General features: G+C 31.2%; 13 protein-coding genes and 1 tRNA gene. 5 read left to right on the top strand and 9 right to left on the bottom strand.

All coding sequences use genetic code 11. The features are described from left to right. Positions 1 to 18: 18 nt before the first annotated feature. From proB to polA, 6 genes are all read right to left on the bottom strand, one after another. Positions 19 to 798, bottom strand: a complete 780-nt coding sequence (gene proB / locus AC2D6T_RS09910) for a glutamate 5-kinase (protein WP_484681377.1) — start codon at positions 796 to 798, stop codon at positions 19 to 21. A gap of 4 nt (positions 799 to 802) precedes the next feature. Next, on the bottom strand, positions 803 to 1,609 hold the full coding sequence (gene proC / locus AC2D6T_RS09905; protein WP_484681376.1) for a pyrroline-5-carboxylate reductase: 807 nt from the start codon (positions 1,607 to 1,609) through the stop codon (positions 803 to 805). A gap of 721 nt (positions 1,610 to 2,330) precedes the next feature. After that, positions 2,331 to 3,125, bottom strand: coding sequence for a cation efflux transmembrane domain-containing protein (locus tag AC2D6T_RS09900; RefSeq protein WP_484681375.1), 795 nt, complete (start codon positions 3,123 to 3,125; stop codon positions 2,331 to 2,333). Positions 3,126 to 3,266: 141 nt separating this feature from the next. Continuing rightward, the gene (locus tag AC2D6T_RS09895) at positions 3,267 to 4,091 is read right to left on the bottom strand and encodes a DUF3658 domain-containing protein (protein ID WP_484681374.1); all 825 of its coding nucleotides are present in this window, start codon (positions 4,089 to 4,091) and stop codon (positions 3,267 to 3,269) included. A 576-nt stretch (positions 4,092 to 4,667) separates the two neighbouring features. Beyond that, a complete protein-coding gene (gene xerA, locus AC2D6T_RS09890) occupies positions 4,668 to 5,738 on the bottom strand; it encodes a site-specific tyrosine recombinase/integron integrase (protein ID WP_484681373.1) in 1,071 nt (356 codons plus the stop codon). 286 nt (positions 5,739 to 6,024) lie between these two features. After that, positions 6,025 to 8,871: a DNA polymerase I gene (gene polA, locus AC2D6T_RS09885; protein WP_484681372.1), complete on the bottom strand. Its 2,847-nt coding sequence runs from the start codon at positions 8,869 to 8,871 to the stop codon at positions 6,025 to 6,027. 110 nt (positions 8,872 to 8,981) lie between these two features. On the opposite strand from polA, the gene AC2D6T_RS09880 reads away from it, so the two are divergent. Beyond that, positions 8,982 to 10,202, top strand: a complete 1,221-nt coding sequence (locus AC2D6T_RS09880; protein ID WP_484681371.1) for a metallophosphoesterase — start codon at positions 8,982 to 8,984, stop codon at positions 10,200 to 10,202. 88 nt (positions 10,203 to 10,290) lie between these two features. Further along, a complete protein-coding gene (locus AC2D6T_RS09875) occupies positions 10,291 to 10,584 on the top strand; it encodes a thioredoxin family protein (RefSeq protein WP_484681370.1) in 294 nt (97 codons plus the stop codon). 130 nt (positions 10,585 to 10,714) lie between these two features. Here the strand turns inward: AC2D6T_RS09875 and AC2D6T_RS09870 are convergent, their stop codons facing one another. From AC2D6T_RS09870 to AC2D6T_RS09860, 3 genes are read right to left on the bottom strand one after another with little or no spacing between them, the layout of a single operon-like run. Further along, positions 10,715 to 10,915, bottom strand: a complete 201-nt coding sequence (locus AC2D6T_RS09870; protein WP_484681369.1) for a hypothetical protein — start codon at positions 10,913 to 10,915, stop codon at positions 10,715 to 10,717. A 20-nt stretch (positions 10,916 to 10,935) separates the two neighbouring features. Continuing rightward, a complete protein-coding gene (locus AC2D6T_RS09865) occupies positions 10,936 to 11,322 on the bottom strand; it encodes a polysaccharide deacetylase family protein (RefSeq protein ID WP_484681368.1) in 387 nt (128 codons plus the stop codon). A gap of 37 nt (positions 11,323 to 11,359) precedes the next feature. Further along, on the bottom strand, positions 11,360 to 14,497 hold the full coding sequence (locus AC2D6T_RS09860; protein WP_484681367.1) for a glycosyltransferase family 117 protein: 3,138 nt from the start codon (positions 14,495 to 14,497) through the stop codon (positions 11,360 to 11,362). Between the two features lie 172 nt (positions 14,498 to 14,669). Here AC2D6T_RS09860 and AC2D6T_RS09855 point away from each other — a divergent pair. From AC2D6T_RS09855 to AC2D6T_RS09845, 3 genes are all read left to right on the top strand, one after another. Beyond that, positions 14,670 to 14,741: transfer RNA gene (locus AC2D6T_RS09855), tRNA-Gln, on the top strand. Between the two features lie 147 nt (positions 14,742 to 14,888). Further along, complete coding sequence (locus AC2D6T_RS09850) at positions 14,889 to 15,908, top strand: ligase-associated DNA damage response exonuclease (protein ID WP_438989107.1); 1,020 nt, start codon at positions 14,889 to 14,891, stop codon at positions 15,906 to 15,908. A gap of 3 nt (positions 15,909 to 15,911) precedes the next feature. Then, positions 15,912 to 17,495: an ATP-dependent DNA ligase gene (locus tag AC2D6T_RS09845; RefSeq protein ID WP_484681366.1), complete on the top strand. Its 1,584-nt coding sequence runs from the start codon at positions 15,912 to 15,914 to the stop codon at positions 17,493 to 17,495. The last annotated feature ends 15 nt before the right edge of the window (positions 17,496 to 17,510 follow it).

Here is a 17,510-nt window from a genome sequence, read left to right as displayed (position 1 = left end):
TGTTTTTTAGAGATTATTCTAGGCAGTAATAAACTTGGTACCAACTTTTTTATCGTTTATTATATCTATAATTACATTCTCTTGTTTGCCATTTGCTATATAAGTTGTTATGTCTTTGTTCGCAGTGCCTTTGGCTATTTTTAATTTGGAGGCCATACCACCACGCCCTTCTCCTTCTGTTTTTTCAGAGGATTGTACGTATTTTTCTACGTTTTCATTTGTTCTTACTTCGCTTATAATTTTAGATTCATCATCATCTGGATGTCCAGTATATAAGCCATCAGTATCCGAAAGAATAATTAATAAATCTGCATCAAGAAGTTCTGCAACTAAACTAGCCAATTCATCATTATCAGAAAACATAGACATTGTTAATGATACTGCATCATCTTCGTTAGCAATTGGTATAATTCCTTCAGATAGTAGTCCTTCATAGCAGTTTATCAAATTATCGCGGTGTTTGCCAGGATCAAAATCACGTTTCGTAGCCAAAATTTGCGCGCATCGCATTCCATAATCATGAACTATCTCATAATAATGACGCATCATACGTGGTTGACCAACAGAAGAATACACTTGTCTCCTAATAGATTTATCTTTTATCTTTATATTTCCCAATATTTCTTTTCCTGCTATAACTGATCCCGACGATACAAGGATTACACTAATACCATCATCATGTAAAATGCCAATTTGTCTTACTAGTTCTCTCAGTACAGATCCTACTATCCTGTTATCTTTATTTGTTAATACGTTGGTTCCTACTTTTACAACTACCCGTTTTATTTCTTTACTCATTCTATTAATTTTCTTTACCTAATTCTACAGCTCTCTCAAACGCAGCGTAGGCTGCATCTTTAATAAGTTGGTTTACATTATTACCTTCCATCGAGTCAATGGCAGCACGTGTTGTGCCTCCTTTTGAAGCGACACGATTAATCCATTTTTCTGGCGAGAGATCAGCTTGGTTAAATAATTCTATGGCACCCTCAAAAGTGTTAGTGACCAATATTTTTGAATCGTAATCTGAAAACCCCAGTTTTAAAGCTGCTTCTAACATAGACTGCATAAAATAAAACACATACGCAGGTCCACTGCCAGAAATACCTGTTGAGGCATCAATATAGTTTTCGGTTTCTACATGAATTGAAGTCCCTGTGGTATCTAATAAATTACGAACAAGAATAAGTTCTACTTTTGAAATTGCTTTAGATTCTGTGTAAGAGGTAACCCCTTTACCTACCTGAGCTGGTAGGTTTGGCATAGTGCGAATTATTTTTTTTGAGCCTAATTTTTGTTGAATAGTATCTATTGTAACACCAGCCATTAAAGAGACAAAGATTTGTTGTTCATTTAATATTGGCTTCATTTGCTCAAACAAAGTATTACTATGATACGGTTTTACAGCAATAAATACAATATCTGCTTTGGATAAACAATCGTCTAAATTATTATACACGTTAAATCTAACGTCTTTGCTTAAACTTTTAATTTTATTTGAATCGGTGTCATATATCATTAACTTATGTTTGCTAAGTAAAGGAGATGTTGACATTCCTTCAGCATATGTTAAGCCCATATTACCGGCTCCAATTACTAATACTTTCATTTTTTTATTTTTTATATGAATAGGTTACAATCATCATAATCTTTTACTTCTCCATAGTATGTTTCTCGATATTTATGAAGCGTTTTAACTGAAATACCAAGCACTTGTTTTTTTATGTATGTTACACGAGTTATTAGCACTCCCATTTTAGGGGAATACCTGCTTTCTGTTTTTGTTCGTCTTTTTATAGATAGAAATTTCATTTTTAAATACTTTATAAAAGTTATTGTTTGCTGTGAAAACTGATGTTTCACAACATATAGTTTATTCGTCTGAATAAAGACATAATGTTTTACAGACGCTTTTAATTAGATAAGAAAATTTTTTAAGAAGAAATTAAATGGGTAGGAGGAATAAATTTATCCGACTGATTTCGGAAAATAAGAAAGTTAAAACTGAAAATTCTTTTGTTCTTTTTGTCTTTAAGTTTTTTTACCATCTTAGGCAAAGGTAAGTTTTATGAAATTATCTAACAAGGATTATGCATTTATTTAGGACTGGTCAAAATTGTAGCCAACGGTTTTGTATATGGCTCGTAGCGTGTAAATTAGCGATAATTATTCGGTTAAGCACGAGCCGAATTTTTTAATTTTTCTTATTATCTTTTTTCTCAATAAGCCAAATTAAAAAATTTGGCGGACTAGCAAATATGCCTTAACTTCGATTAATCAACTAACTAGCTATGAGCTATATACGTTGTTGTAAGTAGTGCTTTTTTCATTCACTTACTTAATTTCAAAATCCGAAACGCTCCTTGAATTACCAACGTAAAAACGATTGTTCCGATAATTAAATCAGGTTTACTCGAACTCAACCAATTTACCAAAATTCCAGCAATTATTACTCCTAAATTGATAATCTCGTCATTTGATGTAAAAATCATACTCGCTTTCATATGAGCCTCTTCTTTGCTTTTTGACTTTTGCAAAATGTAAAGACAAATTCCGTTTGCGATAAGTGCAAAAATCGAAACTATAATCATTGTTGAAAAATCGGGAAGTTTCTCGTCTCCAAAAAATCTTCTTAAAACTTCCACAAATCCAATAATCGCAAGTGTTATTTGAAAATATCCAGCAAGTTTTGCAATCCGCTTTTTCTTAACTATAGTTCCTCCAACCGCAAACAAACTAATTCCGTACACGAAACTGTCGGCAAGCATATCCAAACTGTCTGCAACAAGTCCTATTGATTTTGAGATAATTCCCGTTGTCATTTCGATAAGGAAAAAGGCAAAATTGATTGCAAGTACAGACCAAAGTAGCTTTTTTTGATTATCGTTTTCTTTAAATTCCGTTTGGTCGGTCTGTTCGGTCGAGATTTTCTTTCCGCCAAGATTCAGTTCTATAACAGACTTTTCGATTTGGTCGATTTCTCCGCTGTGAAAAACGGTCAATTTTCGGTTCGGAATATCAAAGTCCAAATTTGCAATACTTGAAATTCCGTCCAATTTCATTCGGATAAGATTTTCCTCTGAAGGACAGTCCATTTTGGTAATTTCAAATATCGTTTTATTCACTCGGTTTCTGGGTTTTTCGGCATTACTTACAACGTTTTGGTGTAAGGTTTGTTGCGTAAATTTAGCTAAAAATAACTAATAAATACAGACATTTACGTTTGCGAGGTTTTTCGCAAGAAAAACCTTAAAAAGCAATAAATTTTACACGGTGTTGTATGTAGTAATTTTAACTTCATAATCTCTCATATCTTTTAGTTCTCCATTAGTTTCTATTATTTTCATTTCAGACAATTTTTTTAATCTCCAGTTTAAATACCATTCTGAAATACTAAAATCACTTTCTATAAGTGTTTTTCCTACAATTCTTGCTGGTTTTTGAAATTCTTTTTGACAAAATGATTTTAATATATTATCAAAGTAAGATTCCTTTTCAGATTTAATATTTCCATTGTTATCAAGAATCCTTAATGAAAAATTTTCATTTTCAATTTTTTTCCATAAACTCTCCCATTCAATAAATTGTTCCTTTTCTATTTGCTTAAAATACTTAAAAATTTCATTAATATGAGAAGAATTAACTTCCACAAGACTTTTGGGATAAAACGGATTACCTTTTTGATTTTCGAGAGTAATTTCGTTATAATCTATTATAAAGACAGTAACTTTAAATTCTATTAATTTCGCAATAAGTTTTGCTGTATTTATAATGTCTAGAGCGTTTTTAAAAGTCCATAGATAAAATGTTTTGTGTTTTTTATTACTTAATATTCTATCTATTTTTTCAATATCTTTCTCAACGTTTGATACAATTTTTTCAACCGTAGTTGTTTTTTTCAAGATGTTTGATAACCATTTTTTTCTGTCTGTTATTTGATTTGAATTCAAATTAGAAATTGGTCCAATTCTTAAATCATCTTCTAAACTTATAATATTATTGTTTTTTATATTTAGTTCTTTATTATTTATCAGAGTATTTCTTGAATATTCACTAAAGATAATGTGGATGTTTTCTGGTTTATTTTCCATTTTTCAGGTTATTACATACAACGTTTTATGTGTATGAAAAGTTGCGATTTTGTCAACGAGGAATTTCCAACGGAAATTCAGAAGTTGGCAAAATTGCAACTGCTTTTGTTTAAGCTAAAAGTAGCAATTTTTTATACACGGTGTTGCCAATAGTGCTTTTTTTTCGTTCAATAATTTCCATTTTTTCCATTTTTCCAAGAATCTAACTTTTTGTCAAAGTGATATATTCCTTTTTTTCATATTTATCTTAATTCCACAAACTTGTTAAATTTCACGTTTGCTTGGAAATTCCGCAATTTTGGTTTTTCCTTATTTTGCTCAATTCCGCAGTTTGTAATTTTCCAGTTTGATTTGATTCACACGTTTTACAATTCCACATTTTGCAAAATTCCCACGTAGAATTTTGCAGGCGAGAGAGTGTTCAGCATTCTAAAATTCCAGCAACAGAATTAGTCACATTTTGAATTTCTTTTTTCTTTAAAAAACTCACTTTTTTTATTCAGATATTTCTTCCCACAAACTTGCTCACGCATTATTGGCAACTTGTTATATCCAAATAAATATATTTGTTTTTAGTTATATTATTCCGGATAATACAAGTTTATTATTGGTTTTATTTTCTTTTTTTAATTTCTGTAATGCAATATCTAATGGATTCTGTATCTCCATTAAATCTTTTCTTCTAACATGTGTGTAAATCATAGTGGTTTCTGGTTTGGCATGACCTAGCAAAGATTGTATATACCTAATATCAACTCCGTTTTCTAGCAAATGTGTTGCATAGCTATGCCTTAATGTATGTGGTGTTACCGTTTTTTTAATATTAGCCTTTACACAACTTTTCTTTAAAAACTGTCGTACACTTTCAGTACTGTATTTTCCACCTTTTTGACCTTCAACAAAATAAAATTTAGGTTTGTAAGAATGGTAGTAATTAGAAAGTAACGGAATAAAACTATCCGCTAAACTTACATACCTGTCTTTTCTTCCTTTTCCGTTTTTAATAACTAATTGTTTTCTTTGAATATGAAAATCAGTCAATTCTAAATTAACCAATTCACTAATTCGTAAGCCACAAGAATAAATTAATACTAAAATGGCTCTATGTTTTAGGTTTTGGGTGCTACTTATAATTTTTAATACTTCTTCTTGAGATAAAACACTGGGTAATTTTCTAGACTTTTTAGGTCTTTCTAAAACCAAATCATTAATTTCTGTATGAGGATAAAAAACAATAAAAATCTTTAAAGCACTTATAAACTGCCTTTGCGTGCTAATAGAATAGTTGCGTGTTATAAATACGTTTTCAATAAAAAGCTCTACAGCTCTATTGGTTAAATTATTTAAAGGTGTTTTTCTGTAAAAATTTATAAAATCAGCAATAAAGAAAGTATATGTTTTAATAGTACTTTGGCTGTAACGTTTTCCTTTTAAAAAAAGATAAAAATTATTTAAAAGGTTTTTCTGCTCATTAGTTAAATTTCTTGTAAAAAGTTCTTTTTTATGAAGTTTAGAAGTGTCAACTATTGTAATATCTTTAAAAAAAGTAAGAATAGTTTGTAAATTTTCTTGAGAATATTTTATGTACCAAGTATTTAAGCTTTTACTCCAATGAGACCCTTTTATAGACCTTACCAATGCAATCAATTTCTTGTGATAAGAAAACTGAATTAAAAGTTGATTTTCTTTTCGGTGAGTTTTTTGTTCTAGAAAAATTTTAGGTAGCTTTTCCAATTTTTTTTTTTATTATAGCACCATAAATATAGTAAAAATTGTTAAAACAAAGGTTTTTTAATCTGTTAATTATCAGTTATTTATTGTTTTGTTGGTTCTTTATTGATAGAATTCATGTTTCATTAGTATATAATACAAACCCCATTTGCAGGTAATATTGGTTTCTTTATATTGATGCAGCACGTCTAGAAAAGTAATTTTAATGCGCCTCTAACCAGTTTTGGCCAATACCAATTTCTACATCTAATGGAACCGTCATTTTAAAGGCATTTTCCATTTCGTATTTTATAATCGGTTTGATGGTTTCTAGCTCGTCTTTATGTGCGTCAAAAACCAATTCATCATGCACTTGTAATAACATTTTAGATGTAAAGTTTTCTTTTTCAAATCGTTTATGTATGTTAATCATTGCCAACTTAATAATGTCTGCTGCAGATCCTTGTATGGGCGCATTTACGGCATTTCTTTCTGCACCAGATCTAACCATAGCATTTCTAGAATTAATATCTTTTAAATACCTACGTCTGTTTAAAACGGTTTCTACATAGCCTTTTTCTCTAGCAAAATCTACCTGTGCAGCCATGTATGCTTTTAATTTTGGGTAGGTTTCATAATAGGTGTCAATCAATTCTTTGGCTTCACTTCTAGAAAGATTGGTTTGGTTGCTTAAACCAAAGGCAGAAACACCGTATACAATTCCAAAATTTACGGTTTTTGCGTTGCTACGTTGTTCACGCGTAACTTCTTCTAAAGGAACATTAAACACTTTTGCAGCGGTAGAAGCGTGAATATCTTCGCCATTTTTAAAAGCATTAATCATTGTTTCTTCTTTGCTTAAAGCAGCTATTATACGCAATTCTATTTGGCTGTAATCTGCTGCTAATAACACATAATTTTTGTCTCTTGGTACAAAAGCTTTACGTACTTCTTGACCACGTTTTGTTCTAATAGGAATGTTTTGTAAATTGGGGTTGTTAGAACTTAATCTACCAGTAGCAGCCACAGCTTGTGCATAAGCAGTATGTACTCTACCTGTTTTAGAGTTTACTTCATTTGGCAACGCATCTACATAGGTGCTTTGTAATTTTTTATACTGTCGATATTCTTGAATATCTCTTATAATTTGATGGTCTTTTGCTAAGTAAGACAAAATGTCTTCGCCTGTTTTGTACTGTCCTGTTTTTGTTTTTTTTGGTTTTTTAACCAATTCTAATTTTTCAAAAAGTACAATTCCTAATTGCTTAGGCGAACCAATGTTAAATTCTTCTCCTGCTTGCTCATAAATACTTTTTTCTAACCAGTTGATGTCATCCGTTAAGGCAACAGATAATTCTTTTAGAAAATCGGTATTTAGATTTATACCTTCAATTTCCATAGCTGTTAAAACCGAAACGAGTGGCAATTCAATTTCGTTAAAAAGTTGGGTAACGTTGCCACTTTCTAATTCGCTAGTAAATAGGTGTTTTAATTGTAAGGTGATGTCTGCGTCTTCTACAGCATATTCAGTCTGCTCTGCAATAGGCACTACTCTCATAGAAAGTTGATTTTTTCCTTTTTTACCAATTAGCGCTGTAATAGAAACAGGTTGATAATTCAAATATGTTTCTGCCAAAACATCTATATTATGGCGCATATCTGGATTGATTAAGTAGTGTGCAATCATTGTATCAAACAACTTGCCTTTTACAGGCATGTTATAATTAGACAAAACTTTGATATCATATTTTAAATTGTGCCCAATTTTTTCGATATCACTTTCAAAAAAGGGTCTAAACTCTTCTAAAATAGCTTTGGTTTCTGCTTGATCTTCTGGAAACGAAACATAATAACCTTTGCCAGCTTCGTAAGAAAATGCAATGCCAATTAACTCTACTTCTAAGGCTTTTAAACCTGTAGTTTCAGTATCAAAACAAACCGAAGTTTGTTCCATTAATTTTTTTAATAATAATTTTCTAGAAAAAGCAGAATCTATCTGTTGATAAAAATGATTGGTGTTTTCTATGGTTTTAAAACCAGCAGCTATATCTGCTTCAGAAACACTTCCAGCTCCTGGAGCTGCAAATAAATCAAACTGACCTTCTGGGTTTGAAGGTGCTTTTTTGGGAGTCTTCTGAACTGCGCTCGAAGTATCATTTGTTTCATTTTTTATTTCGCCTGTGGTGCTAGCATCAAAGGTTTTTAAGAAATTGGTTAAAAGATTTCTAAACTCAAGCTCGTTAAAAAGTTCGGTTACTTTTTCCATATCTGGTTGCACTAACTCAAAATCATCTGCATTAAAAGTTACAGGAACATCTAGCATAATGGTAGCTAATTTTTTAGAAAGAAAGCCCAATTCTTTATTGGCTTCTACTTTTTCTTTCATTTTTCCTTTTAACTGATCTGTATTTTCTAGCAACGCTTCCATAGAACCAAATTGCGCTAAGAATTTTTTGGCAGTTTTTTCGCCAACTCCAGGTAAACCTGGAATGTTATCTGCAGAATCGCCCATCATTCCTAAAAAATCAATTACTTGTAAAGGATCTGTAACTTCAAATTTTGCTTGTACTTCTGGAATACCCCAAACATCATAACCACCTCCAAAACGTGGTTTGTACATAAAAATATTATCAGAAACCAATTGTGCAAAATCCTTATCTGGTGTAACCATAAATGTTTGGTAACCTTCTTTTTCTGCTTGTTTAGAAAGCGTTCCAATAACATCATCTGCTTCAAACCCTTCTTTAACCATAATAGGAATGTGCATGGCTTTTAAAATTTCCATAATATAAGGCACAGCCAACTTTATGGCTTCAGGTGTTTCATCTCTATTGGCTTTGTAAGCTTCAAATAATTCTACTCTGTCTGTACTGCCACCTTTGTCAAAACAAACGGCTAATTTATCTGGTTTTTCTCTTTTAATTACGTCTAAAAGTGAGTTCATAAAGCCCATTATTGCAGAGGTATCTAAGCCTTTAGAATTTATTCTTGGGTTTTTAATAAATGCATAATATCCTCTAAAAATTAATGCATATGCATCAACTAAAAATACTCTTTTTTGATCTGACATTTTAATAGATTTATTTGGAATGCTAAAGCTACAAAACTTTAACATCCTATTAAAATTCATTCATGTTTTAACAAGTATATTTGTTAGGTTTTTTTAAATATTTCTATTTTATGCGTTGGTTTATTAGATTGGTAACTTTATTAGCGATTATACTTTTGTTAGAGTTTTACGCATTTCAGGCTTTAAAAACAGTTTCCAAAAGTAAAATTTTAAAATATTTTTGGATTTTTACAAGTATAGGTGCCTATCTAAATTTCTTTTATGTTGCCTTAACTTATGATAGAAGCCAAGGCCAAACCCCACAATTTCAGATGGCAATGGGGGTAATGTTAACGGTTTTAATACCTAAAATAGTTATTTTACTAGTGCTTTTTGGAGAAGATATATATCGATGGATTGCAAAAGCAATTTCTGTACTTTCTCCAGAAGAAACAAAAGCCTTACCAAGTAGAAGAAAATTTATAGCACAACTTGCTTTAGGATTGGCTGCAATACCTTTTGCAGGTTTTATTTATGGTATTGTTCAAGGAAAGTACAATTATAAAGTTTTAAAATATCAACTAGCATTTAAAGATTTACCAGACGCTTTTGATGGTTATACCATCACACAAATATCAGACATACATTCTGGTAGTTTTACCAACAAAGAAAAAATACAATACGGGGTTGATTTAATTAATCAACAAAAATCAGATTTGATCTTATTTACAGGAGATATTGTAAATAATAAAGCGGATGAGATGGATAATTGGATTGCTGTTTTTGACAAGTTAGAAGCTAAAGAAGGTAAGTATTCCATTTTAGGAAATCACGATTATGGAGATTATATGGATTGGAAAAATCCACAAGATAAAATAGATAATTTTCAAAAAGTAAAAGACATTCACCAAAAAATAGGGTTCGAATTGTTATTAGATGAACATCGGTATTTAAAAAAAGACGGACAACAAATTGCGCTTTTAGGTGTAGAAAATTGGGGTAAAGGTTTTAACCAAGCTGGAGATTTAGACAAAGCTGCAAAAGGAGTACATAAACACGATTTTAAAATATTAATGACTCATGATCCAAGTCATTGGGAATATCGAGTAAAAGAAGACCCTTTTCATTATCATTTAACATTAAGTGGGCACACGCATGGTTTGCAAATGGGTATAGAAATACCTGGTTGGTTAAAATGGAGCCCATCTAAATATGTGTACAAGCAATGGGCAGGTTTGTACCAAGAAGCAGATAAATTTATCAATGTAAATAGAGGTTTTGGCTATCATGCTTTTCCTGGTAGAGTAGGTATTTGGCCAGAAATTACAGTGATAGAACTTAAGAAAGCATGATAATTATTTCATTTAAAAGCTTTTAAGTATATTTGTGTATTAACTAAACTCATTTTTTTACGTTATTCCCCTTTAAAATAATTATGTTATGACTAAATTTGGAGAAATAATTAGTAAACAAAAGCCAGTTCTTATAGATTTTTATTCAGATTGGGATGATACAGAAAATACTTTAGATACGCTTAGAAATGTTGCAGCTGCATTAGGAGACAAAGCTAAAGTAATTAAAATTGATATTAAAAAGAACGAAATACTTGCAGACGCTTTGCATGTAAAAGGAAATCCAACTTTTATTATTTATAAAGATGGCGAAATGAAATGGCGGCAAACAGGTTTTCAAGATGCAAAAACTCTTATTGGCTTAGTAGAGGAGTACCTTTAATTTTTAAGGCTGAATTTGTTTTAGTTTTTTTAATAAGTAGCTATTCCTGCTTTCATTACTCGCTTTTTTTTCGTTCCTCAAAAAAGAGCTCAAACACGCCATTCAATCAGGGCTAAACTTGTTAGCTAACTTATGGTATTGCTTTAAACACAAAGCCTTGTTGGGTAAATTGGGTTAATACTTTGGGCAAAACATATCGAAGTTTTTTACTGGCTTTTACACTATCATGAAAAACAACAATACTTCCATTTGTGGTGTTTTGTAGAACGTTTTCTAAACATTCTTCTTTGGTAATGCTGGTATCAAAATCTGCAGATAAAACAGACCACATAATAATTTTGTAGCCTTTTTTTAGTATTTTTTGGCTTGTTTCTTTTTTAATTTCCCATAAGGAGGTCTAAATAGTTGCTGTTTTTGACATTTCTGTATTGCGTTTGAAATTTCAGATTCGCACTCTAAAAAATTTTCAACATACTCTTTTTTAGAAGATTTCCAACCACTTAAGTGGTTTTGTGTATGGTTACCAACGGCGTGTTTTTCGGCAATAATTCGCTTAAAAATTTCTGGTTCATTTTTAATGTTTTTACCAATACAAAAAAAAGTAGCTTTTGCCTTGTATTTTTGTAATTCGTCTAAAACAAAGTTGGTAATTTCGGGTGTTGGTCCATCATCAAAAGTTAAATATATTTCTTTTTTTTCTAAAGAAAAACGCCAAATATATTTAGAGAATAATCTCATAATACTATTTGGCGTTCTGGGGAAATATAATTTCAACTTATTTTTTAATTAGCTCTAAATCTTCTGTGCTATCTTCATCTGGCATTAAATATTCAAAACGCCTAATAGTTATCATAAAATCATCTTGAATTTTAGATATAAACTCCTTGTTATTACTACCCTGTTCTACTTGGTCTATTAAGTTTTTAAACATGTATAAAGAGGTGTCTATTTCATCAAAAATAATATCAGAATCTTCTTTATCAAAGGTACTTAACCAAACTAATTTTTCGGTAATTAAGCGTTGTAAGATTTGGGCAGTTTTTTCTGCTTTTTCTTGCTCACCTAAACTGTAATACATTTCTGGATAGCCTAAAGATAGGCTGTAATGGTCAAATTTTTCTATCGGCATTTTATCAATAGATAAATCTAAAACTTCAACAGCTTTTAGCGTATCTCCTTCTTTTGCAAAGGCTTCAGACAATCGCATTAAGCTATTTCTTAAAGAAATGGCATTTCTTTTGGTTTGTTCGTCTAAATAAATTTCGCCACTATTTATGTTTCTCCACTCTAATTTGTTAATATTTGCATACATTTTTTCTGGATCAATTCTACCTATATCAAACAAACTAATTTCTCTAACTCTACCACTTTGATCTTTGTATTTAGAAGGTGTTCTTATTGGTACCAATTTAAACGCCAAACCATCTAATTGTAAATAGTCTTTTAACCAAATATATTCTTCGTCTGCATTTGCACCGCCCGTAAAATAAATGGGTCGTTCCCAATCATTATTTGCTAAAATATCTAACATTAAAATACGGTTTTTTGTAATGCCTCTATCATCTATTTCAATGTCTATATAAGGTACAATTTTGTCTGCATCTTTTGGAGCAACAATACCGTTTTCTAGTACGTTTTTTTTGTTAACAGGAATTCTAATTCTGTTGGTTGGATAGTATTTTTCTTTAATTCCATTCTCTTCATCTATATAATACGTTGCATCATTATCAGAAGCAATCCAACGCATAAAATCTTTAATATTTATAATAGAATCTTTAAATCTTGGGTGTTCTATATGATACGCAATATCTAAACTTCCATATTTATATTGGTCGTGTGTTAATTGACTTGGTATTGGAGCAGCTTCATAGGTAGCTCGTTTCATTTGATCTATGTACCAATCTGTGGCAAATAAACTGGTATTTACCAACTTTATATCGGTTCTAATACCTTCTACTTCTTGCATGTACCAAAGAGGAAAAGTATCATTATCACCAATGGTAAACATAATGGCATTTTCATCTGTACTCTCAATATAGGCTTGCGAGTTTAAGCGTGTTGTAAATCGGTCTGATCTATCATGGTCATCCCAATTTTGAGAAGCCATTAAAGTTGGCACTGCTAAAAGTGAAATTACAGAAATTGCAATAGCAATGGTTTTCTTGTTGGCAAATTTCTTTAAATATTCATATAGGGCTAAAACACCAAAGCCAATCCAAATGGCAAAAATGTAGAAACTACCTACCACTGCATAATCTCTTTCTCTAGGTTCAAAAGGTTTTGGGTTGGTATAAAATATGATGGCAAAACCTGTAAAAGCGAAAAATAGAAAGAGCACAAAAAAGTTTTCTTTGTCCCATTTTATCTGAAAAAATAAGCCAATAAGCCCTAAAATTAGCGGTAAAAAGTAATACGTATTTCTTCCTTTATTTTCTAAAGCTTGTGTTGGCAATTGTTTTTGAGAACCCAATCTCATTTCATCAATGGCGTCAATGCCACTTAGCCAATTTCCATTAAAAATATCTAATCTACCTTGTATATCATTTTGTCTTCCAACAAAATTCCACATAAAATAACGCCCATACATATAGCCAAATTGATAGCTAAACATAAACTTTAAGTTTTCGGCAAAAGTGGGTCTTCTTTTACTATTTGGTGGTATGCCAGCAATGGCTTTGTACATTTTTTCTGATGTTGGATCTACCATCCTTGGAATAAAACCTTTGTGTTTATCAGAATAATTAGGTGCTACGTTTTTGTATTTATTTACAATTACATATTTACCATTTTTCTTCTCGTATTTTGGTTTATCGTCTTTATATGGATTGTCTGTATCTTGTTCCCTTTGGTAAGAATTAGAGTAATAGGTGTCGTAAAAAACATTGGCATCTCCATATTGCTCACGTTCGTAATATGCTAATAATTCACGTGCACTAGATGGGTTGTTTTCGTTAATTGTTGTATTTGCATTGGCTCTAATGGGTAACATAATCCAAGACGAAAAACCAATCATGATAAACAAAACCGATAAAATAAGGGTATTTGTATGTATTTTGTTGTGTTTGCGAGTGTATTTTAATCCGAAGTAAAAAAGCGCCACTAAAATTATACCTGCTATAATAGTACCAGAATTGTAAGGTAAACCTATAGAGTTTATAAAAAATAACTCAGAAGCACTAAAGAATTTTAAGGTAAATGGGAACAAGAATTTAAACACAAAAGCCAATACCAAAACCGATAAAACTGTTGCAATAGCAGTTGATTTTAAGGTGATGTTTTTATAAGTTTTAAAGAAATACAGCATTACAATTGCTGGTATTACCAGTAAAGAAAGGATGTGTACCCCAAATGATAAACCTACAACAAAGCTGATTAATATCAACCATTTGTTACCTCTTGGTGTGGTAATTTCGCTTTCCCATTTTAAACCCAACCAAAATAAAATAGCCATTAAAAAAGATGACATGGCATAAACTTCACCTTCTACAGCACTAAACCAAAAACTATCTGAAAACGTGTATGCTAAAGAGCCAACAACACTACTACCTAAAATGGCGATATAGCTACCTTCAGTAATTTTATTTGCTTTTAAGGCTAATTTTTCACCTAAATTGTTAATCGTCCAAAACATAAAAAGAATGGTAAATGCACTAGCCAATGCAGACATGAAATTTACCATTTTAGCAATGTCTGAAACATCTGAGGTAAACATCGCAAAAAATGCACCCAACATTTGAAAAAGAGGTGCTCCTGGCGGATGCCCAACTTGTAATTTAATTGCGGTTGCAATGTATTCTCCAACGTCCCAAGAACTTACGGTTGGTTCTATAGTTAAAGAATAGGTTGTTAGGGCAATTACAAATGTAATCCATCCTAAGATGATGTTCCATTTTTTAAAGTTTGCTACTGTCATAAAATTACGTAATAATATGTGGCGAATTTAATAATAATTATGAATAATAAGTAGCTTTCGGTTTTTTAATCCCTTTTAAAATCCTCATAAAACTTTGTTAAAGAAAAAAATTATTTAAAAATGTTTGTAAAATTAAAAGAATAGATTAAATTTGCACCCGCAATTAATGCATTGGCCTATGGTGTAATTGGTAACACACCGGTTTTTGGTACCGACATTCAAGGTTCGAGTCCTTGTAGGCCAACAAAAAGCTTCATTTTCTTATTAGAATTTGAAGCTTTTTTTTATACCCTTAAATCAATTTAACAACAAATTTTAAATGAGGAGTCTATTTTTTAAAGATATTGCCTTATTTTTATAAAGACAAAAATTATTAGAAATTTAAACTTTTTTGAAACTCGTAAAATTTACTAAAAAAGGCATTTATTGTATACCAGGAAAATTCTATTTAGATCCTTGGTATCCTGTAAAATATGCAGTTATTTCTCATGGTCATGCAGATCATGCACGTTGGGGAAACCAACATTATTTATGTCAAAACGATTCTAAAGCAATTTTAAAACATAGATTAGGGAAAGATATTTCTATAGAAAGTTTAGGATATAATGAGCCAAAAAATATCAATGGAGTTCAAGTAAGTTTTTTTCCTGCAGGTCATGTAATTGGTTCTGCTCAAATTAAATTAGAATACAAAGGTTTTGTAGTAGTTTTTTCTGGAGATTATAAAACGCAACCCGATTTTATTTCAACACCTTTTGAGCCTGTAAAATGTCACGAATTTATTACAGAAAGTACTTTTGGTTTGCCCATTTACAAATGGAAAACCGAACAAGAATTACAACAAGAATTACAAAATTGGGTACTTCAAAATCAACAAAACAATAGAACAAGTGTTTTTTTAGGTTACAGTTTAGGGAAAGCGCAACGTATTTTAAAGTTGATAGAGCATGTAGATGACGTTTTTGTGCACAGTGCCATACACAACTTAAATACAGCTATATCAAATAGTGGAATCGATATACCAAAATCTATTGTGATTACATCAGATTTTAAAAAAGAGAATGTACAGCGTAAAATTGTCATTTTACCACCTGCTTTGTTAGGTTCTAAATTGATTAAAAAAATACCAAACGCAGCAACAGCTATTTGTTCTGGTTGGATGCACATTCGTGGTAACAGACGTTGGAAAGGGGTTGATGCTGGTTTTGCAGTAAGTGATCATGCAGATTGGGAGGGTTTGCTACAAGCAGTAAAAGCAACAGAAGCAGAAAAAGTTTATGTAACTCACGGCTCGCAAGCTGTTTTTTCTAAATATTTGAATGAAATTGGTATAGAAGCTCATGAGTTAAAAACCGAATTTGGTGACGAAGAAATTGCAAATAAAGAACCTCAAAAATCGGCAACTTTATAAGCTATGAAAGATTTTTCTAACTTAATAAGTGCTATTGAAATCACTAATAAAACCAATGCAAAAATAGAGGCATTGGTTCATTATTTTAACACCGCACCAGATAAAGATAAGCTGTGGTTAATTGCTTTGTTTACAGGAAAAAGACCTTCTAGACCTGTAAAATCTAACTTGATGAAAGAATGGTGTATGGAGCTTACAAAACTTCCTGAATGGTTGTTTTTAGAGAGTTATAGTACTGTTGGAGATTTAGGAGAAACTTTTACTTTGCTACTGCCAAATCCTAAAAATACTATAGAAAAACCATTACATATTTGGGTTGATGAACTTATCAACCTAAAACAAAAAACAGACGAAGAAAAAAAAGTATATGTTTTACAGGCTTGGAATGGCTTAGAAGCACAAGAACGCTTAATTTTTAATAAATTAATTGGAGGAAGTTTTAGAATCGGTGTTTCTAAAAAAACCTTAGTAAATGCGTTGGCAAAATTATCTGGTATAGATCCCAATCAGATAATGCATAGTATTATTGGTAATTGGACGCCAAATTCTATCACTTTTGATGATTTACTAAATGGCGAACATATTAATTATGATAAATCAAAACCTTATCCTTTTTGTTTGGCGTATGCTTTAGAAAAAGACTTAACAGATTTAGGTAATGAAAACGATTGGCAAGTAGAGTATAAGTGGGATGGAATTCGTGGGCAAATTATTAAAAGAAAAGAAGAGGTTTTTATTTGGTCTAGAGGAGAAGAATTGGTGACACAACAATTTCCAGAATTGGTTGCAGCCATTTCTAAATTTCACAATGATTTTGTAATTGATGGAGAAATTTTAGCCGTTAAAGACAGTGCAGTATTGCTTTTTAACGATTTACAAAAACGCTTAAATCGTAAAAACGTAACTAAAAAATTATTAGAAGAAGTACCAGTAGGTTTCTATGTTTACGATATTTTAGAGTTAAATGATGAAGATTTTCGAGCACAATCTATGGAAAATAGACGAGTGAAATTAGAGCAATTATTTAAGGAAAATACGACTGATATTTTAAAGTTATCAGAAATGATTGATTTTAAAAATTGGAACGAATTAGATGCCTTAAGAAATGATGCAAGAAGTTTTAATTCAGAAGGTTTGATGTTAAAAAGAAAAACATCAATCTATCATGTAGGAAGAAAAAAAGGCGATTGGTGGAAATGGAAAGTAGATCCATTAACCATTGATGTGGTTATGATTTATGCGCAAAAAGGAAGTGGAAGACGAAGTTCTAAATACACAGATTATACATTTGCTGTAAAAAACCAAGATCACTTAGTAACAGTTGCCAAAGCCTATTCTGGCCTAACGGATAAAGAAATTACAGAAATTTCTAAGTGGGTCAATAAAAATGCAATTGAAAAATTTGGCCCAGTAAGAACCGTAAAACCAGTATTGGTTTTCGAAATTGCATTTGAAGGAATTGCCTATAGTAAAAGACATAAAAGTGGTGTAGCTTTGCGTTTTCCAAGAATAAAACGTTGGCGAAAAGACAAAACCGTAAAAGATATTGATACCATTGAAAGTGTAAAAGCACTCATTGAAAATTAAGATCAAAGTATAACG

This window comes from Polaribacter sp. YIW18 (assembly GCF_057219325.1).
The sequence above is the reverse complement of the archived record's forward strand: the minus strand, read 5'-3'. Positions and strand labels throughout refer to the sequence as shown.

Bases quoted from the DNA above. Each gene is read 5' to 3' on its own strand.
- proB (WP_484681377.1), bottom strand. From the start codon at position 798: ATGAGTAAAGAAATAAAACGGGTAGTTGTAAAAGTAGGAACCAACGTA.
- AC2D6T_RS09845 (WP_484681366.1), top strand. From the start codon at position 15,912: ATGAAAGATTTTTCTAACTTAATAAGTGCTATTGAAATCACTAATAAA.
- polA (WP_484681372.1), bottom strand. From the start codon at position 8,871: ATGTCAGATCAAAAAAGAGTATTTTTAGTTGATGCATATGCATTAATT.
- AC2D6T_RS09875 (WP_484681370.1), top strand. From the start codon at position 10,291: ATGACTAAATTTGGAGAAATAATTAGTAAACAAAAGCCAGTTCTTATA.
- AC2D6T_RS09865 (WP_484681368.1), bottom strand. From the start codon at position 11,322: ATGAGATTATTCTCTAAATATATTTGGCGTTTTTCTTTAGAAAAAAAA.
- AC2D6T_RS09895 (WP_484681374.1), bottom strand. From the start codon at position 4,091: ATGGAAAATAAACCAGAAAACATCCACATTATCTTTAGTGAATATTCA.
- AC2D6T_RS09870 (WP_484681369.1), bottom strand. From the start codon at position 10,915: ATGTGGTCTGTTTTATCTGCAGATTTTGATACCAGCATTACCAAAGAA.
- proC (WP_484681376.1), bottom strand. From the start codon at position 1,609: ATGAAAGTATTAGTAATTGGAGCCGGTAATATGGGCTTAACATATGCT.
- AC2D6T_RS09880 (WP_484681371.1), top strand. From the start codon at position 8,982: ATGCGTTGGTTTATTAGATTGGTAACTTTATTAGCGATTATACTTTTG.
- AC2D6T_RS09860 (WP_484681367.1), bottom strand. From the start codon at position 14,497: ATGACAGTAGCAAACTTTAAAAAATGGAACATCATCTTAGGATGGATT.